Source organism: Sporomusa sp. KB1 (assembly GCF_007830295.1).
Lineage (GTDB): Bacteria > Bacillota > Negativicutes > Sporomusales > Sporomusaceae > Sporomusa.
The window spans coordinates 4,981,546-5,005,388 of sequence record NZ_VLKC01000002.1; the positions used below are offsets into that span (position 1 = coordinate 4,981,546).

Consider the following 23,843-nt stretch of genomic DNA (forward strand, 5'->3'; position numbering starts at 1 on the left):
CCCCTTGCTTCTCCTTAGTCATTTTAGTACTATCAATTTAAAACTCTTTTATAACAATATCTTCCTTTTTCACGCGCGGTCTGGCCGCCGGCGCCTGGTCCGGATGACCGACAAGCAATACATTGACAATATGATAACGGTCATCAATGTCTAACAGTTCTTTTAAAACGACACCGTCATATAAGCCGATCCAGCAAGTTCCCAACCCCAAATCCACCGCCTGCAGGTCCATATGGGTTATGGATATGGCTGCATTGAATGCCAGGTTCGCCCGGATTGCCAACTCATCGACCCGCATTTTTTTCAGAAGGGCTTCCACCTCATCGGCGGGCATGCTCACGCCCAAAAAAGCACCTGCCTCCTGCAGTTCCTGGTACCGTGCCCCCTGTGAACGCATAACTTCCTGATCAATACAGCATATGATGATTACCGGTGCCGTGCTGAAAAACGAGACCGGCGATGCTTTAGCCAATTTAGCACGGACGCCGGCATCTTTAACAATAATATATCGCCAGGCCTGCAGGTTGCTGGCGGACGGAGCGAGCCTTCCCGCTTCCAAAATGCTCTCAATGGCTTCTTGGGAAACCGGTTCTGATTTAAACTTACGGATACTGTGCCTTTTTTTTATAACCTCCATAAATTCCATAGTAAATCCCCCTTTTATTTTTTCTGCTTATATGCAAAACTACTGCAGATTCATTTATCTTATTCCAGTAGCCGGCACCAAATTCTCGCATCTCCCCTTTACCGCCTAACGACAGTTTGTGCTTTTAGTTTCTCAGCATGTTAATCCTATATACCCTTCTCGCAAAATAAGCTGCGGCCATCTACTGCTAAAAACCCAAGTCCTCTCCCAAAATAACGATGTGAATTTCGGTCAGCGGCGGCCGTCTGCTTAAAACGGTCGTGATATTGCAGGCTCGCGTAGAACTATTACAATCCATGCATTCACCAGTCTTCAAACAGGGATTTTTCATTTCGTATCTCTTGACATTCATGGGAGCAGCGTACATCTTACTCCGCTTATCGGCCTCCTCGAAATCCCTGACTATTTTGTTAGTCCCAGCAATAATGATGACTTTTTTCGGTCCGAACATCATCGCAGCTACCCGATTCCCGAAAGCGTCGCGGTTCACGATTTTACCAGTCAGAGTGATCGCGTTCGCACCGGTCAGGAATATGTCGCAGGTAAGCTCTTATAGCGTTTTTCAACGCGTTCTTCCGGTGTTAATCCTTCTTGATTGTGGTTGAATATTTCATGCCCCCGCCCGGCCAGCAATTCCCAAAGTCCCAGTTCCATCCCAGTCCGGGAGCCTCCCAGGCCCACGGTGGCGCCGGGCGGAATAAGCTGCATAATCTGATCCACAGCTTCTTTACGGTCCGCAAAATAATACGCGCTGAAATTATGCTTTGTCAGTGCCTCTACCGCCCTTTGCCCAAGAACATCATTGTGCCACTGCGTTAATTCATGCATGATTTCATTTCTCCTTTTTCTCCAGTGTTTAATTTTGAATAACCAGTAGTTATGTGGTTTCTTCATAGTCGTTGCCGTTAAGTCATTTCATATCGCCGGTATCCCCCCGATCCCCCTGGGATTCCGCCCTTCACAAGGCACGGCTGTCTGGCATTTGCCGCAGCCATAACGGGGGGCATACTTTACTTTCATTTCTTCCACGTAATGCGAACATATGGCATTATCCTTACCCGCCTTACTGATGGCATGATCGCAGCATACTCGGAAAAGCTGTCCGCCGTGGTAACCCCCACCTGGCTGTAGCCTAAGTCTAGCGCGAATTCCTTATATTTCCATTCCTTCCACTCTGTTTTATTGGCTCCGATGATCGACCTTAGCGTTAGATCCCAATGGGTTGATACCCGCACGTCGCTACTGCCGGGTTATCTGCAGAAGCTTTCTGTCTACCAGTTTTTATGCATAAATTGAGGTTAGTCTTGGAGAATTATTTCTTCAAGACTAACCTCAATAACCACCTCCAGTTTATGTAGACTGGTCTGTTTATGCTAGTCAAAGCGAACTCGCCAACTGCTTTAATTTTGCCGAAAGATACATGCCAAGGCCGATAAGGCTTTCAATATGCAATAGATACGCAATGGAAGGATCGTAAAGAACAGTGGCATTGGCCCGAACTTCTTCGTCACCTTCCCACATAACTGCACATATAGGTATTTCGGGAAATGCATGAAAAACAACGGATGCACTGCCCAATGACGCTGGCTGACCTCCCAAAGCAGCCGCACAGGTCAATAGCTCTTGGGTCTGATTCCCAAAGGTTCTGATTAGAACTTCAACTGCATTCTTTCGAAATGCAGGGTAAAAGAGCGCTCCACCGTTAGGTATTTCTTTTAGGGATACCCATTTTTGGTCTAGCTCAGGGGATGTGTCTGAGAATGATAGGTAGTTAAGAATTATTATGGATGCTATAATCTCAGGAATCTGCCCGTCGGTTTTTCTGGTAATGGTTTCATTGTCGCAGTCCAGAATATACTCTGAATTAAAAAATGGCATGGTGAATTGGCGATTGCTGCTGCAGTAGGACACTGAGCGTCTAGAGACGATCTCTTCGGGTACCTTCTTCTTTAAATCCCGCCATCCTTTATCATATGCTATGCGATAATTCGTTTCCATTGGCAACCTCCTTTTTTATGGACTTAAAACCGATTGAAATATTCCCTCCATCTTTGGTGTATATGCACTAAATTAACAAGAAAAAGGGATAGACTATCAAAGTTCAATTTTGCTACCAACAGCTGTAACTTACACCATCTGCAATTATTTTAATTGTTATAGCCTTCGCAGCATGTCCTGACAATTTGTAAAGACGGCACTATTCGTCTTGTCATCGCTTCAAGGTGTATATACACTGTAGTTATTATACTGCTCCCCTGCAAGCCACGTCAAGGCGTTTATAAAAGCCTCTTCTCATTAGCCAGGTGGTTAACGTGCTTCGTGGTCACTCCTTCTCTTCTCTATACTCCACTTATAGATGGTTACATCCGTTAGGGTAGGTTACCCCTGTCCCTCGCTGGTCCCATTAAAGAGAATAAGAGCGACATAGGAGACGGTATTTTTACCATTATAATAGGGAATTCCACATACCTTTTCCAAATTCATTACGTCTATCCCATGTGCTTCTACGGAAGAAATTGCCTTATCAGGAAACCTGCATTGCTCATTATCCAGATACGCGCATTTGGGACAATACAGGCATGGACCGGCATTCAATGGCAGCATATCAAGTGACGGATATTTATTTTCAATATTAGCAACTATTTTCCGGAATCGCTTTTCGTGTTCGACCCCTGCCGCCAGCATTCCCTTGTAGTCTAAGGAACTGGCTAACTGGTGCACCGTCTGAAATAACAATCCTTGCTTATACTTACAGACCTTGGCTATTAATTCGCCAATTGGACCAACTGCAGGTGGACACATCCAATTTGTGTTATATCTTCTGCAGGTATTTTGCTCACAGGCTTTTCGAAACTCTTCAACAAACTTAATTTTCGATACTTCAGCAATTGCTGCATGGTCTGCTTGTAACGCAAGGGCATCTTGTACTAACTCATTAAAATTAATTTCCATAATTGATTAAACCTCCTGAATTTTTTGTTATATTTACTATTCTATTTCGGGAAATTCAATATTGCTGTATTACCAACCGACTGAATGTCTTCCCGCTTAAAAATAGTTCTAAGCTGGTGGATTAGTTGTTTGTTTGCCGAAAAGGTGTTCAAGTGTGACTGTCTCCCCGGAATTAACAACAATGAAATCTTCATCCCATGGACCGATCAGAATCTTTTTCAAGTAATCAATCGTACCGGGAATGATTCCACACCTTAATTTCAGAAAGTTCGCATATTTTTGCGACTTTTCAAGCATTTCTTCCATTTCGAAAGAGCCGGTATCGATTAACCCTATCCGCTTATAATGCTTAAAGGTAATTTGCGATATTTTTTGGGCTTTCTCTTTACCATAGCGCTGCAAAATTCGCTCGTATTCCCCAAATACCGTTCTTTCCATCAGCTGAGAACTATCCAGCCAGCCTTTTGAAAAAAAGAGTGTCGGCATATCGCGTTGGACTTCGGTTCGCCTGGCCTGTGACCCAAGCAATATAGTTATACAATCATCGGCCTTGGGAACAACTAAGTTGAACCCTTCCGGCTTGAGTCCAAGGATCGCATTACCGCAGAAGCCCATCATCAGCAACACCTGATCTACATTGGAAATTCGATCAAGTGTTGCTTGCAGGACCTCTCTCAGTTTATCTGGTTCGTTATGCAGTGCTGATTCAAGGGTTAATAACGAATAGTTACAACTGGTTTCCTCAATTGCCTTATCAACTTCTGCTTTGAGGGTACGACAGGTGATGATGATTGACTTCATAACTCCACTCCCTCCATATATATTTTTTTTACTTGAGCTTCTCTAAAAACTTTGTATACCATTGAAAAAATTTCCGGTCAAGAAGATTATATAAGCACCTTCAATTAGTCTTATACAGAATATGCAAAAATTGCTGCTTATTTTATGCATAAATTATCAGTCAAACATCCATAAAATACCCTAAATTTGCGTATTTTCCTGAAAATTTTGAATATCAGTTTCCAAAAGACTAATTGAAGTATGAGCACATGGAATTTTTTCATGCAAATTGATGGAAAGGCCATTGTCCCTAATAAATACAACCCTAGCCTATAGTATCACTTTATTTCGCGTTGGGGGTACCACCGATTTCTCCGGACGGAACGACGATTCACGTGTGTCAACGCCGGAATAAAAATGACCGAAACGCCGGTTATGGTTCAGCGAGTTTATCGGAACCGTGACGTCAGCCGGAGGAACGGTTTTTGAAGTGGTTTTTTTACCAGTGAGCAAGCTGGAAGCCTATTTCTTCTCTCTCACCTATGCGCCGTTACCGGTTCGACAGAAACTTCAGCCTCCCGGATCGGCAAATTCACCAAGGCCGCAACACCGGCAAGCAGCATATCGGCATACCACATCCACTGGTAGTTGCCGTCATGAGCCACCGCGATTCCACCCAACCATGCCCCCAGAAAACCGCCGATCTGATGGGTAAGAATTGCCAGGCCTAATAAGGTAGCCATATAGCGCGTGCCGAACAGCTTGCCTATCAGCCCGGCTGTGGGCGGCACCGTCGCCAGCCAGGTGAACCCCAGTCCGGCGGCAAAGATATAGAAGGTAAGCGGCGTTTTAGGAGCCAAAAGATACAGGGCAATCATAGCGACGCGGCTGGCGTACATAACGGCCAGAATATATTTCATCCGGTACCGGTTGCCCAGCGCGCCGGCTGCCAGGCTGCCGGCAATATTAAACAAACCGATGAGTGCCAGCGATGTGGCCGATACACTGGCCGAATGGCCGCATAACGATACTTCGCCTGGCAAATGGGTGACCAGAAAAGCCACATGGAAGCCGCAGGTGAAAAACCCGGCGTGCAGACACAAATAACTGGGATTACGCAATGCTTGCCGGACTTGCGCAGCCAATCCGCCCGCAGACTGATTGGCTGCGGCTAGAGGTGCCGCTGATTGTCCGCACAGCACGGCGGCCAGCGGAATACTCAGCAGAGCGGTAGCTGCCATGGTAAGCATGGCCGCTACCCAGCCGAAGCCGCTAATAATAGCTTGTAATAAAGGGAGGAAAATAAACTGGCCCAGCGAGCCGCCGGCATTGATAAAACCGCCGGCGAACGCCCGTTTTTCGGCCGGCAGCCGTCCGCTGGTGGCCCCGATCAGGATCGGGAAACTGCCGGCCCCCGCACCGACCGCGCTTAAAATACCCATTGTCGCCACCAGGGCCCATTCCGATTGTACCAGGGACGTCAGTGCCGTACCGCCCGCCAGCAGGAATGTGCCAAAAACGAGTACATGGTAGGGGCCTTTTTTGTCAGCAATGGCGCCGAATATGGGCTGGGCCAGGCCCCACACAAACTGGCCGATAGCCAGGGCAAAGCTAATCGAGACAATGCCCAGACCCGTAGCCGCATCCAGCGGGGTGACAAACAGTCCCACTGACTGCCTGGCCCCCATCGTAATCATCAAAATAGCTGCCGCACTCAGCATTAATCGCCAGGCAGCCTTCGTTTCTTGCGTGGTATGCAGATATAAACCTCCTTGCGTCCGGTTAAGGCCATCTCGCATAAATTGCTCTCTGCGGCAAGTAGCCTTGCAACAACTATAGAAAAGACGGCACCGAATCATTTCAGATGCCATCTTTTCAAATTCCAGCACTTGCGGTCGAAATTATTGTTGATCAAAAATACAGCACGTTCCATCAAGACGAAAACATTTAGTACACGAAATGCACTTTGCCGAACTTGTTTCACCAGCCTGCCAGCGGTTAATCAGGTCACTTTCACGGATCAGCGGGCGGCAGAGGGAGATATATTCAATCCCTGTTTGGTTTATAATTTCCGTCAGTTGGCCTACCTGCCGGTTGCCGCCCACTACTATGATCGGCACCTTAATCTCCTGTGCGATTTCCGCGGCATACGACTTAAAATACGGTTCCTGCTCAGCCGTAACCTTCCGGATCGTTCCTTCGCCGGGCCGCGACGAGGGTGTGCCGCCGCTGATTTCAATCGCGCTTACGCCGAGTTCGGCCAATTTGTGGCACACATATTTGCAGTCGGCAAAGGTCAGTCCCTGCTCCATGAAATCATCACAGTTGATTTTGATAAGAACAGGATAGTCAGGGCCCACCTTGTCCCTGATTGCCTGGTATGTTTCCAGAACCATTCTTGCCCTGTTTTCGATAGTGCCGCCATAGCTGTCGCTTCTGCGGTTATAATAGGGCGTCAGGAATTTGCTTAAAAGGTAGCCATGCGCCACATGCATCTGAACGCCGTCGAACCCGGCCTTCTTGGCCCGGAGAACCGCCTCGGCGAATGATTGCTGAACCTGGCGGATATCCTGCGCAGTCATTTCCTGAGGGGTGTTTTTTAACCCCAGGTCTGTCACTGCGCTTGGCCCCCACATAACTTTCCCGCTTGTACCGGGAGAAGCTTGAGAACCAAGACTGACTAACTGAACAATAATCCTGGCATTATACCGATGGCTCATCTCTGTCAGTTTTTTATATTCTTCGATAAATGAATCATCGTAGATACCCATCTGAGCTTGATAGGATTCTTCCAAATCGCTTACATAGGTCAGACCGGTAATAATGGCGCCGACTCCACCCTTGGCCAGCTTTTCATAAACCTGAAACAGTTCTTCCGTCATGTGCCCCTTTTCATCTGAAACTCCATCGTACGTAGCCGAACGTACAAATCTGTTCTTCAGCGTCATCCCCGCTAACTGTGTCTGGTCAAACAATGATTTCATTTGTTTTCGCTCCTTTTTTTTATATTACTTTCCCTGCACCAAGTCCGAAGTGTTCTTCCCGGACTGTTTCATAGGGCGCAATGTGAATAAACAGGTCCCGGCGCCAAGGACCATTGACCAATTTGCCAATGTATGAAAGATCGCCAGGTATTGTCTCATGCCGTAAGTTTAGTATTTCAGCCTGCTCGTACGACTTTTTCAGACCGCGTTCCTCTTCTTGGCAGCCTGTACGAATAAATAAAATGCGCCGGTAACCGTCGTACATTCTGGAAAGAATGCGCAGCGCCTTTTTCTCGCCATATTTTTCCATAATTCGCTGCCGTGCGAAGAAAAGATCTTTCCCGGCAGTCGTCCAGCCACATGTAAAATAAAAAGTACCGGGCTCTTCCCTGCTTAGGCAGTCATATCGTTCTCTCGATCCCAAAAATAGGGATATGCAATCGTGAACCCGCGGTATAATTAATGGGTTAGCCCCTGCTTGTAAACCCTTGGCAGCCCCGCCGCAGAGACCAAACGCCAGAATGATTTTTTCGTATCCCACCGAATCATTAAGCAGCCTTTGCAACTCACAATGCAGTTTCTTAGGATGCGAATGAAGCCCCATCGGAACGACTTCAATTTCGATATTTTGCTTGGTTTTTACGGTAAGAAGTTCTTCCCGCATGACCTCACAGGCAATTATTTTAATTGTCATATAGCCTCCGCAGCATGTTCCTAACAATTTGTAAAGAGGGTCACTAGATACGCTAGCGGCACAATTCGTCTTGTCATCGCTTTAAGGTGTACATACACTCTAATCGTTATTATTATACTGCTTCCCCGCAAGCTTCGTCAATCATTTATAAAAGTGGAACATCCTTATATTTACATGCCACGAAATAGTATTAGACATTAGTCAAAATTTGACCAATGCCTTATTTACAGCGTGAGTTAGAATCACCCCCGACCCCCTAGATGCACTTTGAAAAGGACTACTATTCACTGGCTGGAGTTTTTTTACTTTTCCGAACTACCCGCTATGAGCCCGTCAATCAGCAACTCTATTGATTTATCCTGCATTGCTCATTACTCCTAATTCGGCCGGGACCGCCGGCGGCCTGCTGGTCGCAACCATTCTAACCCTGCTCGTACTACCTACGATGTATGTCACCTGGTTCCGGATCGGCAATTAAACGTTCATTCCTTAAAACCTAATAAAGCCGTTTCATTCCCAGCCGGGATGAAACGGCTTTATTAGCGTAAGCTTATTGTCCTGTTGGCATTTCGCTGATATCTCTGCTCACGCAGTACTGGCACACCGACGGCACGCCAGGTAATTGTCGGCTTTTGACCGGACAGTAAAACGTATTTCCATGGGCAGTCAATCGTTGCCCGTCTGCAAATAGCAGGCCCGGCGGGTGCAAAGGCTTCCGGGCGATAAAGATAAGATAGGTGGCAGTAAGCCGGACATATCTCTGTAAATTTTCCTGACCGGGGGCATTATCTGCCAGATATTGGGTAAGCAGCAACGTAAACTCATTAAAGACTTCAAGATCAATGTCGGCTATCACATCGACACTGTCTCTGCTCTTAATCTCCTGCGGTGTCTGCCGATTGTACTCAGCCACCTGGTTGGCAAGATACCGGTGCCGTTTGCCAGGTTGCGGTGCTGGTCCGTTGTCCGAAACTCCCGGGGCAACTTCTGCCATAACCAAAGTACACCGGCTTCTTTTTTTAACACATGGAGCAACTCCTGATTTGTCATGCTGGTCTCTGCTCTGCCGCTGCTATAGCCTGCCGGATTGCTGCCACAATATTTTTCTTAAATTCGTCCAAGCTTCCCTTCTGAACTTCAATAGGCACCCTGGTATATTCAAAAAATTCCAGTAGCTGTTCATCACTGATCTCACCGATACCGGTATCGGTAAACAATATCCGGTCATAACAGGCAAAACTCTGTCTTATGGCAACCTCATCCACACCCCAGCCCGGATCAAAAAGTTCCCGCCATTTAAGCATCCACCCGGAAGTCAGGTAAAAAGTCCGGGAATCCATCCCACTCTCCGGCAGGCCTTCGCCCATAACCAGTTCAACACAGTTGGACTGGTCAAACCTGACGATTGGATAATCCTGCAGGAATAAATCAAACTCAGGATGACATTTCGAACCATAGAGCAGAATAATCCGGTCTGCGTTTGCAGCATCCAAGGCCTCCAGGACAGCCGTTTTCAGTTTTTTCAAATCGATATGCAGATTGATCGGCAGATAGGTTACCGTAAATTCACAATCAAACAGCTTTTCCACTTTAATCTGAGCTAAAGCCTGTTCCAGTTCCGGCTGGTAAATCCCGCAGCCCAGAAGACATATTTTCATGAAAGGATGACCTCCTGTCGTTTATCCGCTAAGACAATCCAATGGGACAGCTTTTCAGGCAGTTGAAACACATATAGCACCCTTTATATAGTTTTTTGCGTGTATATGCACTATTTTTAAAAAAGAAAACACGGCTCGCCGAGCATTAGGAGAAATCGCAAGCCGATGTTGTCCTTATCAAAACTAACGTTATATTTTCTTTCAGGACGAAAAAGTTACGGCACCAGCGCTTCCAGTTTAGAAATCAAATGATGAAAGTGCCTGCTGTCGTCCCCCAAATATTCCTGTAGCGAAGCCTGCGCTTGATCCCATAATACTGTTGCATTTGTCAACGCCATCTTGCCTGCCTTGGTAAGAGTAACTTCCCTCGAACGGGGATCTTGACCCGTATTAACCTCAATCAGGCCAGCTTCAGTAAGCGGTTTCATATTCCGGTTCAAAGTAGTCCGATCAATGCGCATGATTTTGGCAAGTTCGGTAATTTTTACCGGCTCTACCTGCTCAAGATGACGCAATAATGAATATTGTGTAACTTTAAGCCCGCTTGGCTCCAAAATCTTCTCATAAAATTCAGTTACTGCCCGGGAAGCCCTACGTATGTTAAGACACAAGCATAGACTAGGGGCTTTGGGGTAGTATCCATCGACATGTTTCACTATTGCACTCCTATATTATTTACTATTGTGTATATACACTCATGTTGTTATAGAATATAATATAGTCTATAACAACGCTTGTCAATACTAAAACAAAATTATGTATAAAACACAGTATTGAATATTATCTTTAGTTCTTGTTTTTTTTTAGCTATTACCCTACCCATTTGGCTATTTCACTTGCGTTTTCTAATACCACTACATGTGCGACGGTCTACGTAAAACCAGGAGATGCTGTTTGGCAAATTGCTAATAAAAAACCCTATCGCCTGCGCGAAAGGGCTTTACTTACTTTACTTACTATTGAAGCGATTCAATGCGGGAAATTACCTGCTCAGGCGTCATACCTGCCGCATCAATAACAGGAGCTTTAGTAATAGTATTTTGAATATCCATTAGGTTGTTATCCATACCCATTACTACACACGCCATTATACCACCGTCTTTGCTCGTAGGACTTACAACCGTGTAGCCACTCTTTTCCAGTGCTTGCTTAATTGTTGATAAATTATCTTCTACAGCTACCTTTTTTGCCACAAGAACACCTCCTTTGAGCTTATTATTGCCCAAATATAAGCCTTCCATTACTTTTACAAATCAGGTATGGTATCGAATCCCCAAATTACTTTGGTCCCCTGTTCCTATTTCTCAACATGATAGACGGGATAGGAACCAAGGTTTTTATACCATAAGCATTTTTTCTCAATCGCACTAACTGCGGCAGCAATATTGCTTTCAGTTGCATTGCCTTCGATATCGAGAAAGAAGATGTACATACCCAGTCCAGTACGGGCAGGGCGGGACTCAATCCGCATTAGGTTCACCTGTCTTTGGGCAAATTCCCCTAATAGATTATACAAGCTGCCTGGATGCTCGCCATTAATCTGGCAGACTAGTGTCGTTTTACAGTTTCCCGGTTTACAGACAATCGGCTGCCGCTGCAAACCGATGAAGCGGGTGGAATTAGAAGCAATATCCTGGATATTGCTTGCTGCAACTGTTAATCCATTAAATTCACCGGCCCGTAAACTACCTACAGCCGCACATAACCCATCGCTTGTTGCCACTATTCTGGCCGCGGCGGCAGTGCTTTCAACTGGTTTCAGTTTAGCTTTCGGATACAGTTTTCCCAGTGTTTTTCGGCATTGAGCCAGGGCCTGGGGATGAGACACAATGACGGCAATTTCTTCACTGCCTTTTTTCATTAACAAATTATGTCTAACAGGCAAAACAATTTCTTTTGTAATATATAGATTAACATCATGCGCCATAGTGTCTAATGTAATATTGACAGAACCCTCCAGTGAGTTTTCCACAGGCACAATGCTTTCATCCACTGCACCTGACCCGACTGCCCGAATGGCATCATCAATCCCAGTAAACGGTTTCAGACAAACATCTGTTTTACCATATAAGTGTAAAACGGCTTCTTCACAATATGTTCCCTGCGGGCCAAGATAACCAACTGTCCTCGCCATAATCATCATCCCTCCAGTATAAAATAAAAAACTCCCGTCCCTGAAAAGGACGAGAGCAACTCTCGCGATACCACCTTTGTTATCCGCCTAACGGCGAATCACCTTGTAAAGTACGGGCTAACGCCGATACTCTCCTTCATTGATAACGGTGAAGGGTTCCGGCTACACCTACCATCTGCGACTCCTGTCAGACCAGATTTCAGCAAGCAACTCCAAGGCGAACTTCAGTAGACCAATCCCTGCCGGTTCTCAGCCTCCCGGCTCTCTGTGAAGAAATCAGTATACCTACTTTTCCTCTTCTTAGTCTTTACTGCTATTTTTTTTACTATAGCATGCTATTGGTATTTATTCAAGTACAATCTACTTTATCTTGTCTTCACAAGAAAGTTCTCCAAAATTTTACTACCCTGTGGTGTGAGAATTGACTCAGGATGAAACTGTACCCCTTCTACCTCGAATTCTTTATGTCTAAGCCCCATAATTAAACCATCCTGTGAAGTAGCCGTAATTTCAAGGCAGTCAGGCAATCCGGTTTTATCAACAATTAGCGAATGATATCTACCAGCCGCAAAAGGTTTGGGCAAATCCTTGTAAATTCCCTTTCCCCGGTGAATAATATACTCGGCCTTGCCATGCACCGGCTGTGGCGCGCGAATAACCTTGCCGCCAAACACCTCACCAATAGCCTGATGACCAAGGCAGATTCCCAGTATTGGAATCTTGCCTGCAAACCGGGCAATAACTGCTTTGCATATCCCGGCCTTAGCAGGTGTTCCCGGTCCTGGCGAAATGATGATCCCGCTATAATCTGTACGCTCTATTTCCTCAAGTGTTATCTTGTCATTGCGGATGACAGACACTGGATAGTCCAGATTGGCTACATACTGGTACACATTATAGGTAAATGAATCGTAATTATCAATCAACAAAATCATGTCACTCAGCCTCCTCAATGAGTTGCATTAAAACTCTGCCTTTATGCATGATTTCCTTATATTCCATCTCTGGCACAGAATCGGCAACAATCCCGGCCCCTGTTCGTACAGTAACCAGCTGACCATCAATAATTAATGTGCGGATGGTAATGCAGGTATCCATATTGCCCCGAAAGTCAAAATATCCTACCGCACCGGCATAAGGGCCACGGCTGTCGCCTTCCAACTCATAAATGATTTCCATTGCCCGTACCTTTGGTGCGCCGCTTACCGTACCTGCCGGAAAGCAGGCGGCCAGCACATCAACCGCGGAAAACTTAGGATCAACCTGACCTGATACCTCTGATACAATATGCATGACATGGGAGTATTTTTCCACTTCCATCATCCGGTCAATCGTAACGGTTCCTGGCAGACTGACCCTGCCAATATCATTGCGACCCAAGTCTACCAGCATCGAGTGTTCTGCACATTCCTTAGTATCAGCTAATAATTCGGCAGCCAACGCTTCATCCTCTGCCGGAGTTTTGCCCCGGCGGCGTGTACCGGCAATCGGACAAGTCAGCACCTTACCATCTTCCAGCTTGACTAGCCGTTCCGGGGATGCGCCAACAAGCTGCTTTTCGCCAAAATTAATATAAAACATATACGGCGACGGATTAGCCTGCCGTAACCGGCGATATAGCGCAAATGGGTGCTGGGTCAACTTGTAATGAAAGGGACGCGATAACACAACCTGAAAAATATCTCCGGCTGCGATATATTCTTTAGCCTGTTCTACCATGTTGATATACTGCTGCTTACGGAAAGCTTCGTCCTCCTCACCATGTAGTTCAACCGAGTTTACATTGGATTGGCTGTCCTGAGCGGACTGATCGTCAGGCAAAATGACAGGCTGGCTGAGTTTAGCCACAAGCTCTTCCAGTTCCTGCAGTGCCTGATCATATTCCGCCGCAGCCTGAACTTCGGGGGTAAGGTGTACCAAATTGATCAGTTGCGTGCAATGAGTAAGATGATCCATAACAATGATATATTTACAAACCAATAATTCAATGAGCGGCAAGTCATCTGGTATTGTCAGACCACATACCCGTTCCCAGGAAGCCACTGATTCATAAGCGGCATAGCCCACCGCACCACCGGCAAATGACGGCAATTCCGGCATTTCCGGCATGGAAAACTGCTGCAAAAAATCAGCAAGCAATCGGTGCGGCTGCCCTTGCTCTTTAAAAATACAGTCACCAAAACTGAGTTCAGCCTTGTTGCTATAGGCAGTAAATGTAGCCAACGGCCTAGTTCCAATAAAGGAATAGCGGCCAAAGTTTTTGCCGGTCTGGGCACTTTCTAAGATAAATCCCGGCTCATCGCCTACCAGTTTATAATACAGAGAAACCGGAGTTTCCATATCGGTTGGCAACTCAACACTTACCGGCATCACGGAGTAGGTTGCCGCTAACCGGCAAAATTCTTCTTTTTCGGGAAATGCTTTCATCCTTGCACCCCCCTATCAAGTGCCTGCCTAAGCGTACTGGTAAACTCCTGCACAGCGGCAACACCTTGTTTTGCCAAACGATCCACAACCGCGCTGCCAACAATAACCGCATCCGCATAGTTGGCTGCCTGACACGCAGCTTCCGGAGTGCCGATACCAAACCCAATCGCCAGCGGCACTGTGGTTTCCTTGCGCACATCAGCCAATAGCGGTGCAAGCTGGCTATAATCAATCTGGCGCACACCGGTAACACCCGTATTTGATATGCAATATATAAAGCCAGACGCCTGACTGCAAATGGGTTTTAACCGCTGCGGTGTCGTAGTCGGCGCAATAAACCTGATTAAATCAATTCCCGCCTGCTGACATGCAGGTTCAACAACAGCAGATTCTTCTATTGGCAAATCAGGAAGAATCAGACCGCTGATACCCGCCTTGGCAAAGTCGGCGGCAAATTTGTCAATCCCATACTGTAATACGATATTATAGTAGGTCATAATCGCCAGGGGAATTTTCGTTTCCTTAGTAAGCTGTTCTACCAATTTGAGCGTTTTGTCAACAGTAGCCCCGGCGGCTAATGCCTGCGCAGCCGCCTTCTGGATGATGGGACCGTCAGCCATTGGATCAGAAAATGGCAACCCTATCTCAACCAAATCGGCACCGGCTGCTTCTACTGCCTTGACGGCCTGTAATGTCGCATTATAGTCAGGATAGCCGGCTGTTATATAGATAATCAGCCCCTTGCGGCCAGATGACTTACAATCCTGCATTTTTTCTGCTAGCTTCATTATGCTAACCCCCCCAATACATTTGATACCATCTGTACATCTTTATCCCCGCGTCCAGACAAACAGACAACAATCGCATCTGTTATTTCGGTCTGGGGCATTAAATGCTCTAAATAGGCGAGCGCATGGGAGCTTTCCATTGCCGGAATGATGCCTTCCACCCGTGACAGCCGTTGAAAGGCGGCTAACGCTTCTTTGTCTGTAACTGCCGTATATTGTACCTTGCCGGCATCCTTGAAGAAGGAATGTTCCGGCCCGACACCAGGGTAATCCAGGCCGGCTGATATCGAATAAGCCGGAATTACCTGACCATCACTATCCTGGCGCAAATAACTTAAAGCGCCGTGAAGTACTCCTGGTTTGCCATTAGTCAGCGATGCCGCGTGTTCGTTGGTATTTAACCCTTTGCCGGCAGCTTCAACACCAATTTTGGTGACTGAGGCAGTATCCCGGAACTGATAAAAGATTCCCATGGCATTACTGCCGCCGCCAACGCAGGCTACTATATATTTTAGATTTTCCCCTTTTTCGGCAATCTGCGCTGCCAGTTCCTGACCGATGATCGCCTGAAAATCCCTGACGATCATCGGATACGGATGCGGCCCGGCTACAGTACCAATAATATAATGCGTATCCCGAATATTAGTAACCCAGTATCTGATAGCTTCTGTGGTCGCGTCCTTTAAAGTACCGGTACCGCTGGTGACAGGTATAACCTTGGTTCCGAGCAGCCTCATCCGAAAAACATTCAGAGCCTGCCGTTCCATGTCTTCCTCGCCCATGAATACGCAGCATTCCATGCCAAACAGTGCGGCCACCGTAGCACAAGCCACCCCATGCTGCCCGGCTCCAGTCTCAGCCACAATGCGTTTTTTCCCCATTCGCCGTGCCAACAGCGCCTGACCGATCGCATTATTAATTTTGTGAGCACCAGTGTGCAGCAAATCTTCCCGCTTTAAATAAATTTTCCCCTTTCCATAATGCTTGGTTAAATTATCGGCAAAATAGAGTTTGGTCGGTCTGCCGGCATATTCCTTAAAATAAAATTCTACCTCAGCTTTAAATCCGGGATCGTCTTTTAATTTGCGATAATTATCATCAAGCTCAATCAGCGCCGGCATAACTGTTTCCGGCACAAACTGCCCTCCATATTGTCCAAACCTTCCCTTTTCATTAGGCATTGCAACCTCTCCTTTCTTATTTTGAACCGCTTAACGCCAGTTCACGTGTCATAACAGCCACATCATTGGCGATAACCAAGCTTTCACCAACCAGAATGCCCTTTACACCGGCCGTTTTTAGCTTTTGGGCATCTTCCCCGTTTTTAATACCGCTTTCACTGATAAGCACGCGGTCTGGCTCACAATGCTTCAACAACGTGAAGGTCTGGGCAATAGTAGTTGTAAAAGTCTGCAAATCCCGGTTGTTGATTCCTATCAGTTGGGCCTCCGTTTGCTGTACCCGGATAAGTTCTGCCAAGGTATGCACTTCCACCAAACAGTCCATTCCTAACTCCCTGGCAATTTGCAAAAAGCGCACCAACTCAGCATCTGATAATATAGCGGCAATTAGCAGTACAGCGTCGGCTCCGGCTGCTCTGGCTGCATACAGTTGATATTCGTCAATGATAAATTCCTTGCAGAGTACCGGCAGCTCTACTGCTGCTTTTACTTTGGCAATATCGTCGATATGGCCGTGAAATGCAGTATTGGTATGCACCGATAAGGCGGTAGCACCATTACTGGCATAAATCTGCGCCAATTCAAGCACTGTGTACTTATTACATAACGTTCCTTTGGCCGGCGAAGCCAGCTTGCACTCGGCAATTAGTGCCCATTCGGCTTTTTTGATTGCCCCGCTAAAGGCAAAGCTGCCTGATACTACCTGATTTTCTATTTTCGCCAGTGGTTCATCCATTTTGGCTGCCGCAACCGCCAGTCTTGTTTGCACTACAATTTTATCTAACATACTGCACCTCGGTTCTTCGGACAGCGGCAATAAACCGCTCTATTTTTGCTGTATCCTTAATCCCATTGGTTTCAACACCGCCAGAGACATCAACCCCATCCGGCTTAAGGACCTGAATGGCCTCAGCCACATTGTCCGGTGTTAAACCACCCGCTGCCAATAGTGGCCTTGGCGCTTGCTGCACCAGTACCTGGGCTTGCTGCCAGTCAAAAGCTATCCCTGTTCCGCCCTGCTGTCCGACGCTAAAGCTGTCAAACAGAGTCCAGGCCGGCTGATAACCAGTAAATGCCGTTACACTAAATTCAGGGCTGATGCGGAAGGCTTTTATAACCGGGTAACCAACCTGTGAGCAGTACTCCGGTGATTCATCGCCATGGAGTTGAACATAGTCTAGCCGGCACTCACGCGCCACTGACTGTACTTCACTTAGTGGTGCATTGACAAATACACCTACTTTTTTAATGCCTGAAACCTGGCGGGAAATTTTTTGCGCCTGTTCCAGCGTAATACGTCGCTTGCTGGGTGCAAATACCAATCCCAGCAAATCAGCGCCAAATTCCCTGGCAGCCAGTGCTGCTTCCAGAGTGCTAATGCCGCAAATTTTTATAATAATGGCAATTCGCCCCTATCCTGGTAGTTTTGCGTAAACTGCTGCAGCGCTTCCAGCTTGGTATACGCAGTGCCGCTGTCAATGCTTTTAGCTGCTAATTGAATCCCTTCCTCAAGATCACCTGCTGCATCGGCGATAACCAGTGCGGCAGCAGCATTCAGCAACACAATATCCCGTTTAAATCCTTGCTCACCCTTAAGCAGTCTGATGATAATCTGCGCATTTTCTTCGATAGTGCCACCTTGATAATCGGCCAACGTGCATCGCGTAAAGCCATAGGCTTCTGGTTCAATTACATAAGAGCGAATTTCCTCACCGCGTACTTCGGCAACTTGGGTTGGCGAAGCTGTTGATATTTCATCAAGCCCATCAAAACTATGCACAACCATGGCGCTTGTTACCCCCAGTTCAGCAAGCGCATGAGCCACCTTGGTAGTCAACGCCTGATCATACACACCAATAAGCTGACAGTTTGCGCCGGCCGGGTTAGTCAGCGGACCAAGCAAGTTAAATACAGTGCGAAAACCAAGTTCTTTACGTGGCTTTACAGCATACTTCATGGCCTGGTGAAAACTAGGAGCAAAGATAAAGCCAACACCAATCGTATCAATAGCCTCAGACACGCCTTCAGGCGGTAATTCCAGCTTTATTCCTAATGCATTCAGCACATCGGCACTGCCACAGGAGCTGGACACGCCCCGGTTCCCATGTTTAGCTACATTAAGTCCGGCTCCGGCCAAAACAAAAGCTGCTGCTGTTGAAATATTAAAGGTCCCCCGCCTGTCACCACCAGTGCCGCAGGTATCAATTATTTTATTTGAGCTGCACTCTACCTTAAGCGCCTGACTACGCATACTTTCAGCAAAACCGGCAACCTCTAAACTGGTTTCCCCTTTCATGCGCATAGCTGTTAAAAAAGCACCTATTTGCGCTTCACTGGCCTGGCCGGACATGATTACCTGCATAGCCGCTCTGGCTTCCTCCCGTGAGAAGTCTTGACCAGCAATTGCCTGTGAAAGATAGTCTTTTAACATAACTTTCCGCCTCCTTCAGAAAATAAAAAGAACCATTTCGCCGTAAAAGGGGCGAAATGGTTCGCGGTACCACCCTAAATTGGAAAGTGCAGGTAGAAAATAAAAAGACCATTTCACCCCAGGGGCGAAATGGTCGCGATACCACCCTATTTGAAAAGCCTAACACTTTCCCTTGTTCAGGTACGGGATATAATACATCCGATACCCTAGCCTGTTAACGGTGGCATCCGACCCAGCCTACTTGCATTTGCGTTTGGTGGGCAGCTCACAGGTCCATTCCATATGCTCTCAAGGCCGGTCATCACACCTCCGGAAAATCCGGTCACCAGCTCGCTGAACTAAAGTGTACACATGTACTCGTCCTGCTCACAGCTATTTACAGTATGTAAATTTAAAGTTAGTATAGCGCATCAGTTTTGTCTTGTCAAGACCATTTTTCGTTTTTATTATTGATAATTTTATAACGTCGCGCGTAAAACCCCGCGCCCTTAGGACAGTGTCCTAAAGGAAGCAAGTAAACTCATGGCGGGCGGCGGCGTTATCATAACAGCACCCGGCCCAATACACCACAGGCAAATGATAGTGGAACACATCACGCCCAAGCTGTTCCGACAAAGCGCGGTTACGCTCGTCGGCGTGCATGACCGCCGACAAAACGTACTGTTCGCCTCCAGCTTCCTGAACCGCCAAGCGGTAGGCTTCCGCGAAAAATTCCTTTGCGTATTCATAGCCGCCGTTGCGGTCAAAGTAGGCGGTATTTACATCAAATACAAGCTCGTCAATGACCTTTGCGTCAGGTTGCTGTTTATGTTTTGTGTTTTTTTTGGACAGGAATCCATATCTCATAATATCGTTTATGTTTTTCTGTTTGTGAACACAAGTGATAAACCTCGACTTCGTAATCACTTATTAGTTCATATCCCGAATCCGCGAACCATGCGTCAAATATCTGCTCACGGAGTTTTGGTAGTTCATCACCGGCGAAACCGCCATACCCAGTAGTAAAGACTGCATATGTTCCGCTTGGAATTTCATGTGCTTCCAGTCCGTCAAAATCGACCTCGTCTTTTGCTTTTGCAACCCAATATCGACCGTTGTCCCATATGCCGTACCACACTCCGGGAATTTCTTTGCACAACTTGCTTGGACAGTCGTCACATTCTCTCGCCCACATTATGTGTTCCTGCTCAAAACGGTTGCCAGCAGTTCCCGAAAATTGTTTCGACAATCCGCACAGTATGATTCCATTCGTTTCGATAATTTTGAAGTTCATTTCCTGTGCTCCTTTAATCCAAATGTGAAATGAAGCAGGGGGATATACTTTCAGCGGTGCAATCAACGAGCGGGCTTTTGTCGGCGTAATGCCATGTTGTTTGATAAAAGCTCTTGTGAAAACATCAGCACTGTCATACCCATATTTCAAAGCGACATCAATGACTTTTATATCGGATTCGCGTAGTTCATAAGCGGAGAGAGTGAGCCGTCTTCTCCGAATGTATTCGTTGAGTGTCATTCCAGTTATATAACTGAAAAATCTACTGAACCCATCCGGTGTGTAAAGAGTTATATGCGATAGCTCCTCCATATCAATCTCATCACAAATATGAGCTTCGATATATGTAATTGCATCATTAAGTCTTTTCAATATATCCACGTTGTTTCACCTCCCGATTGTAATTGTAGCAAATTATACTACCTATTGTCCGACCTTTTAAGGACAAAATTTGGAGGTATATTAGTTCCTATTGTACTTGCTATGGCTGGTAGCGTTAGTTTTCACTGCATAATTCTCCTTTCAAAAGTTTAAATATAAGTCTATACTAAAGTATATAGAGCATTTCAATAGGGAGATATGTTATGCCAACTATCACCAAAACCATATCCGTAAAAATTGATGACCCGACTAAAACCAAACTGGAAACATTACAGGACTTACTCACCATTAGTGCGGACTTATCGCACTACTACGTTGCAAAAATGGAAGCTTTAGACACAGAGTCAAAGAAAGTCCTACATTGAAACCTACAATGAAGTCAAAACCATGTTTCCTGACATTCCTACCGGGCTCATTCAGAAATCTACTTCCCTTTGCTAGTACAATGAAAGAGCATAATGTTAATCTTATCTGAGGATGTGATGATAGAAAATGCGTATTGTTGTAGCACCAGACTCCTATAAGGGCAGCCTATCTGCTGTAGCTGTGGCTGCAGCTATGGAACAGGGAATACTTGCGGTTTTTCCCAGCGCTAAGATACATAAAGTGCCAATAGCCGACGGTGGCGAGGGAACGGTTGAAGCCTTAGTAACGGCCACAAACGGTCGTATCATCCGCCAGGATGTCCTAGGTCCTTTAGGTGAACCGCAAAAAGCGTACTGGGGTCTATTAGGAGATGGCAAGACTGCGATCATTGAAATGGCTGCTGCTTCCGGCCTGCCTCTTGTTCCCAAAGCAAAACGCAACCCCGGGCTAGCTACCACTTTTGGTACAGGTCAACTAATGAAAGCCGCGCTCGATCAGGGTATCTTGAAAATTATTATTGGTATTGGCGGCAGCGCAACCAATGATGGCGGGGCCGGTATGGCGCAGGCGTTAGGAGCCAAATTCTATGATGAGTCAGGCAATGAACTGCCTTATGGCGGCGCAGCTCTAGCTAAGCTTGCCAGCATTGACCTCTCCGGCCTGGATACCAGATTAAAAACGGCTTCTATTTTAGTAGCCTGTGATGTTGACAATCCATTATGCGGCCCCCAGGGAGCTTCGGCAGTATATGGACCACAAAAAGGGGCTACACCGGAAGTAGTAGCCGAATTGGATGCTGCCCTCAGGCAATTTGCCGTTGTCGCCCAAAAAGCCACCAACAAGGATGTAGCCGAATTACCAGGCGCCGGTGCTGCCGGAGGCTTAGGCGCCGGTCTATTGTTCTTTACAAATGCCCAGCTTAGACCAGGAGTAGAAATTGTCCTCGAAACTACAGGCTTTGCCGATATTGTTAAAGAAGCCTGCCTCGTCATTACCGGTGAAGGCAATACGGATTTTCAGACAGCTTTTGGCAAAGCTCCTGTCGGCGTAGCCAAAATTGCCAGGCAGTTTGCCGTTCCCACTGTTTGCCTGTCAGGCGGTCTTGGCAAAGATCACGAACAAGTACTGCAGCACGGTATTGACGGGGTAATGAGTATTGTTCCCCATCCCATGTCACTTGAAGAATGCATAAACTCTGCAGCAACACTTGTTGAAGCCGCAACTGCCAGAGTATGCCGCTTAATTAGTATCGGCATTACTTTAAAGTGAGGCTAATTCTTTCCTGCGGGTAACACTTATAGTAGTAACTAGGGCAACGGGGGCGACCTGAAATCTGCAGGTCACCCTTCTTTTAAGTGCTTAGTCATCCGGCAAACTGACCCCAATAATATGCAAATACCAATCCGACAACAAAATAAATCAAACAAAAATGCCAGTTCCAAGTAATAGCTATATCTCGGGGTCTGACATTAATCAATTTGGCAGTTGTCATAACCAGTCCGGCAAAAGGAGAAACCATATAAGATATCGACCCGCCTACAGCAAGACACAGTGCTACTGTAAGCGAAGTAACTGGCAACGCCAGCAGGGTAAGGATTTTTCCAAACATAACCAGGGTTACAAATGGGTGGAGTCCCAGCACCGCAGTAACAATAATTAATAACGGTATCATGGCAATAGAAGCTATCCCTAACCAAGCTGCGAGCTGCTGCAAACCAGTTTGGATAATTGGCATAAAGCTGGAATGTTCTAAGGCTGTCGAAAAAATCCCTATTGCAATAAAAAACGGGGCTAAATCAGCTGTTTTTAAAACGCCTTCTTGCCAATAACTGCTGATAACTGCCCCCGTGTTCGGGTTGCGGATAAAGCTTACCATCCATACGGAAATAACTACAAAACCAGCCAGAATAATTCGATTATATGCAGCCCCCACATGCAGCTTATCAAAAAACATTGTAAGTGAAATCAGACTGCTAACGACTAGTATGATATGCAGAGCTTTTTGCCCTTCCTGCTTATGACTAATTGTCACCGTTTCATCAGCGGCGGCCGATTGGCTGGTTTTACTGCTTAGATTGCCGTTCAATTCAAGAAAATAAGCAATACCCATACCAATTATACTTAACACCACCCCAGGCCAGAAAACTGCGGACCAGCTTATACCAGTCGCCTGAATGACCAGAAAAAGATTAATCGCTCCAGGCGCCCACAGGGAGGTTAGTGCATATCCACGCGTAATAGCTACTGCAATAAACTGTTTATAGTTCTCAACAGAATTTTTTAGAGTGTGTCCCATTAGAGACACCATAACAGGAATAGCGCCAAACATCAAAAAGCTTGTAAATAGATGGGTAGCGGCCATAGTAAATAAAAAGAGTGCGCCCTCACCTTTGAAAGTTTTATTGAGCCAATAGCGTATTGCCTCATTATATTCGCCAATTCTTATTGGCATAGAAAAAGTCTGCATGACTACCAATATGGCAATTACATTGGTCATGGAGTTCACGCCTGCTATCCAAATCTGCATAGGCTGCGCAAAATAAACCAACATGGCAGTACCTAGTACCAGGAAGGCCAGGGTAGCTTTAACAAAGCCTTTTCCCATCATAGTCAAACCTGTTAAAAGCACTGCAAGTGCGGTCACAAATAGTGCCTGTGATATATCAATCGTAATGAACGGTTTTATCAGATGCAAAACGGCTAGCAGTAAAAGAGTGATTTTGCAAATTAATTTCATCTTATCTTCTCCCAACTTGAGAAGGGTTACTTTTTGGCAAACCCTGTAAGGACGGATATAATATTAGCACAACTCTTGGTTTCAGGCAACAGCGCCTCTGCGATATTTGAGTCATGATCTGAAAAGTATAGTACAGGCTAATTCCCACTCGCTTATATTGAGTTTGATGCGAATATATTCAAGCCGTTCATCTGCCAAAAGTAATGATAACCCTTGTAATATAAAGGGTTATCATTACTTTAATGAGCAATTTCCGCATCAATTATTTACGTCATACATAAAATGCGATAAAATAATATTATGTATGATGTAATCGAGGTATAAACCATTCAACACCCGCAATATAACAGAAAAATAGTAATTTAATTGAATTTTAATCTCGCCACTTGTTCAACGAACGTCAAAACCGGA

24 protein-coding genes, 1 pseudogene and 2 other annotated features are annotated in these 23,843 nt (G+C 46.1%); of the genes and pseudogenes, 1 reads left to right on the plus strand and 24 read right to left on the minus strand.

Features of this window, described 5'->3' with window-relative positions:
• Positions 1–37: 37 nt before the first annotated feature.
• The 23 genes and pseudogenes from SALPA_RS26930 to SALPA_RS27040 form a co-directional block, all read right to left on the minus strand.
• Entirely contained in the window at positions 38–646 is a 609-nt protein-coding gene (locus SALPA_RS26930; RefSeq protein WP_145101334.1) for a nitroreductase family protein, read from the minus strand.
• 187 nt (positions 647–833) lie between these two features.
• A pseudogene (locus SALPA_RS33355) lies at positions 834–1,540 on the minus strand (lactate utilization protein).
• 122 nt (positions 1,541–1,662) lie between these two features.
• Complete coding sequence (locus tag SALPA_RS30635) at positions 1,663–1,881, minus strand: hypothetical protein (RefSeq protein WP_145101336.1); 219 nt, start codon at positions 1,879–1,881, stop codon at positions 1,663–1,665.
• A gap of 142 nt (positions 1,882–2,023) precedes the next feature.
• Positions 2,024–2,644 (minus strand): DUF3786 domain-containing protein, encoded by a 621-nt coding sequence (locus SALPA_RS26945; protein ID WP_145101338.1) that lies wholly within the window; start codon positions 2,642–2,644, stop codon positions 2,024–2,026.
• Between the two features lie 381 nt (positions 2,645–3,025).
• A complete protein-coding gene (locus tag SALPA_RS26950; RefSeq protein ID WP_145101340.1) occupies positions 3,026–3,598 on the minus strand; it encodes a DUF2284 domain-containing protein in 573 nt (190 codons plus the stop codon).
• 108 nt (positions 3,599–3,706) lie between these two features.
• Entirely contained in the window at positions 3,707–4,399 is a 693-nt protein-coding gene (locus SALPA_RS26955; protein ID WP_145101342.1) for a DUF1638 domain-containing protein, read from the minus strand.
• Positions 4,400–4,914: 515 nt separating this feature from the next.
• Complete coding sequence (locus tag SALPA_RS26960) at positions 4,915–6,075, minus strand: MFS transporter (RefSeq protein WP_255451382.1); 1,161 nt, start codon at positions 6,073–6,075, stop codon at positions 4,915–4,917.
• A 204-nt stretch (positions 6,076–6,279) separates the two neighbouring features.
• On the minus strand, positions 6,280–7,362 hold the full coding sequence (locus SALPA_RS26965) for an NADH:flavin oxidoreductase (RefSeq protein ID WP_145101344.1): 1,083 nt from the start codon (positions 7,360–7,362) through the stop codon (positions 6,280–6,282).
• Between the two features lie 19 nt (positions 7,363–7,381).
• Positions 7,382–8,056, minus strand: coding sequence for a DUF1638 domain-containing protein (locus tag SALPA_RS26970; protein ID WP_145101346.1), 675 nt, complete (start codon positions 8,054–8,056; stop codon positions 7,382–7,384).
• Positions 8,057–8,606: 550 nt separating this feature from the next.
• Positions 8,607–9,050 carry a DUF2115 family protein gene (locus SALPA_RS26975; RefSeq protein WP_145101348.1) on the minus strand — a complete coding sequence of 148 codons (444 nt, stop codon included), beginning with the start codon at positions 9,048–9,050 and terminating at the stop codon, positions 8,607–8,609.
• 52 nt (positions 9,051–9,102) lie between these two features.
• Positions 9,103–9,714, minus strand: a complete 612-nt coding sequence (locus tag SALPA_RS26980) for a DUF1638 domain-containing protein (protein ID WP_145101350.1) — start codon at positions 9,712–9,714, stop codon at positions 9,103–9,105.
• A 215-nt stretch (positions 9,715–9,929) separates the two neighbouring features.
• Positions 9,930–10,370 (minus strand): MarR family winged helix-turn-helix transcriptional regulator, encoded by a 441-nt coding sequence (locus SALPA_RS26985; protein WP_255451383.1) that lies wholly within the window; start codon positions 10,368–10,370, stop codon positions 9,930–9,932.
• A 300-nt stretch (positions 10,371–10,670) separates the two neighbouring features.
• A complete protein-coding gene (locus SALPA_RS26990) occupies positions 10,671–10,907 on the minus strand; it encodes a YkuS family protein (RefSeq protein WP_145101354.1) in 237 nt (78 codons plus the stop codon).
• A 104-nt stretch (positions 10,908–11,011) separates the two neighbouring features.
• Positions 11,012–11,848, minus strand: a complete 837-nt coding sequence (gene pheA, locus SALPA_RS26995) for a prephenate dehydratase (RefSeq protein ID WP_255451384.1) — start codon at positions 11,846–11,848, stop codon at positions 11,012–11,014.
• Positions 11,849–11,890: 42 nt separating this feature from the next.
• Positions 11,891–12,159: a binding site (T-box leader), on the minus strand.
• A 54-nt stretch (positions 12,160–12,213) separates the two neighbouring features.
• The gene (locus tag SALPA_RS27000) at positions 12,214–12,783 is read right to left on the minus strand and encodes an aminodeoxychorismate/anthranilate synthase component II (protein ID WP_145101358.1); all 570 of its coding nucleotides are present in this window, start codon (positions 12,781–12,783) and stop codon (positions 12,214–12,216) included.
• A gap of 1 nt (position 12,784) precedes the next feature.
• Complete coding sequence (gene trpE, locus SALPA_RS27005) at positions 12,785–14,275, minus strand: anthranilate synthase component I (protein WP_145101360.1); 1,491 nt, start codon at positions 14,273–14,275, stop codon at positions 12,785–12,787.
• A complete protein-coding gene (gene trpA / locus SALPA_RS27010; protein ID WP_370516724.1) occupies positions 14,272–15,063 on the minus strand; it encodes a tryptophan synthase subunit alpha in 792 nt (263 codons plus the stop codon). The genes trpE and trpA overlap by 4 nt, the downstream gene beginning before the upstream one ends.
• On the minus strand, positions 15,063–16,244 hold the full coding sequence (gene trpB / locus SALPA_RS27015) for a tryptophan synthase subunit beta (protein WP_145101363.1): 1,182 nt from the start codon (positions 16,242–16,244) through the stop codon (positions 15,063–15,065). Before trpB ends, trpA begins: the two co-directional genes overlap by 1 nt.
• Positions 16,245–16,260: 16 nt before the next feature.
• The gene (trpC, locus tag SALPA_RS27020; RefSeq protein ID WP_145101365.1) at positions 16,261–17,031 is read right to left on the minus strand and encodes an indole-3-glycerol phosphate synthase TrpC; all 771 of its coding nucleotides are present in this window, start codon (positions 17,029–17,031) and stop codon (positions 16,261–16,263) included.
• The gene (locus SALPA_RS27025) at positions 17,021–17,650 is read right to left on the minus strand and encodes a phosphoribosylanthranilate isomerase (RefSeq protein ID WP_370516746.1); all 630 of its coding nucleotides are present in this window, start codon (positions 17,648–17,650) and stop codon (positions 17,021–17,023) included. Before SALPA_RS27025 ends, trpC begins: the two co-directional genes overlap by 11 nt.
• Positions 17,635–18,675, minus strand: coding sequence for an anthranilate phosphoribosyltransferase (gene trpD, locus SALPA_RS27030; RefSeq protein ID WP_145101369.1), 1,041 nt, complete (start codon positions 18,673–18,675; stop codon positions 17,635–17,637). Before trpD ends, SALPA_RS27025 begins: the two co-directional genes overlap by 16 nt.
• 44 nt (positions 18,676–18,719) lie before the next feature.
• Positions 18,720–19,054 (minus strand) — a binding site (T-box leader).
• Positions 19,055–19,176: 122 nt separating this feature from the next.
• Positions 19,177–19,521 (minus strand): plasmid recombination protein, encoded by a 345-nt coding sequence (locus SALPA_RS30640; RefSeq protein ID WP_222428136.1) that lies wholly within the window; start codon positions 19,519–19,521, stop codon positions 19,177–19,179.
• The gene (locus SALPA_RS27040) at positions 19,481–20,329 is read right to left on the minus strand and encodes an AraC family transcriptional regulator (RefSeq protein ID WP_145101371.1); all 849 of its coding nucleotides are present in this window, start codon (positions 20,327–20,329) and stop codon (positions 19,481–19,483) included. The genes SALPA_RS30640 and SALPA_RS27040 overlap by 41 nt, the downstream gene beginning before the upstream one ends.
• A gap of 492 nt (positions 20,330–20,821) precedes the next feature.
• Between SALPA_RS27040 and SALPA_RS27045 the strand changes: the two genes are divergently transcribed.
• Positions 20,822–21,964 (plus strand): glycerate kinase, encoded by a 1,143-nt coding sequence (locus SALPA_RS27045; RefSeq protein ID WP_145101373.1) that lies wholly within the window; start codon positions 20,822–20,824, stop codon positions 21,962–21,964.
• A gap of 94 nt (positions 21,965–22,058) precedes the next feature.
• On the opposite strand, the gene SALPA_RS27050 is transcribed toward SALPA_RS27045, so the two are convergent.
• The gene (locus tag SALPA_RS27050; protein ID WP_145101375.1) at positions 22,059–23,432 is read right to left on the minus strand and encodes a hypothetical protein; all 1,374 of its coding nucleotides are present in this window, start codon (positions 23,430–23,432) and stop codon (positions 22,059–22,061) included.
• Between the last annotated feature and the right edge of the window lie 411 nt (positions 23,433–23,843).

Coding starts and splice junctions, on each gene's coding strand:
- trpD (WP_145101369.1), bottom strand. CDS start 18,675: ATGTTAAAAGACTATCTTTCACAGGCAATTGCTGGTCAAGACTTCTCA.
- pheA (WP_255451384.1), bottom strand. CDS start 11,848: ATGGCGAGGACAGTTGGTTATCTTGGCCCGCAGGGAACATATTGTGAA.
- SALPA_RS26970 (WP_145101346.1), bottom strand. CDS start 8,056: ATGACAATTAAAATAATTGCCTGTGAGGTCATGCGGGAAGAACTTCTT.
- SALPA_RS26950 (WP_145101340.1), bottom strand. CDS start 3,598: ATGGAAATTAATTTTAATGAGTTAGTACAAGATGCCCTTGCGTTACAA.
- trpA (WP_370516724.1), bottom strand. CDS start 15,063: ATGAAGCTAGCAGAAAAAATGCAGGATTGTAAGTCATCTGGCCGCAAG.
- SALPA_RS26965 (WP_145101344.1), bottom strand. CDS start 7,362: ATGAAATCATTGTTTGACCAGACACAGTTAGCGGGGATGACGCTGAAG.
- trpC (WP_145101365.1), bottom strand. CDS start 17,031: ATGTTAGATAAAATTGTAGTGCAAACAAGACTGGCGGTTGCGGCAGCC.
- SALPA_RS26980 (WP_145101350.1), bottom strand. CDS start 9,714: ATGAAAATATGTCTTCTGGGCTGCGGGATTTACCAGCCGGAACTGGAA.
- SALPA_RS27045 (WP_145101373.1), top strand. CDS start 20,822: ATGCGTATTGTTGTAGCACCAGACTCCTATAAGGGCAGCCTATCTGCT.
- SALPA_RS26975 (WP_145101348.1), bottom strand. CDS start 9,050: ATGGCAGAAGTTGCCCCGGGAGTTTCGGACAACGGACCAGCACCGCAA.
- SALPA_RS26945 (WP_145101338.1), bottom strand. CDS start 2,644: ATGGAAACGAATTATCGCATAGCATATGATAAAGGATGGCGGGATTTA.
- SALPA_RS27050 (WP_145101375.1), bottom strand. CDS start 23,432: ATGAAATTAATTTGCAAAATCACTCTTTTACTGCTAGCCGTTTTGCAT.
- SALPA_RS30640 (WP_222428136.1), bottom strand. CDS start 19,521: ATGAGATATGGATTCCTGTCCAAAAAAAACACAAAACATAAACAGCAA.
- trpB (WP_145101363.1), bottom strand. CDS start 16,244: ATGCCTAATGAAAAGGGAAGGTTTGGACAATATGGAGGGCAGTTTGTG.
- SALPA_RS26960 (WP_255451382.1), bottom strand. CDS start 6,075: ATGATTACGATGGGGGCCAGGCAGTCAGTGGGACTGTTTGTCACCCCG.
- SALPA_RS26955 (WP_145101342.1), bottom strand. CDS start 4,399: ATGAAGTCAATCATCATCACCTGTCGTACCCTCAAAGCAGAAGTTGAT.
- SALPA_RS27000 (WP_145101358.1), bottom strand. CDS start 12,783: ATGATTTTGTTGATTGATAATTACGATTCATTTACCTATAATGTGTAC.
- SALPA_RS26930 (WP_145101334.1), bottom strand. CDS start 646: ATGGAATTTATGGAGGTTATAAAAAAAAGGCACAGTATCCGTAAGTTT.
- trpE (WP_145101360.1), bottom strand. CDS start 14,275: ATGAAAGCATTTCCCGAAAAAGAAGAATTTTGCCGGTTAGCGGCAACC.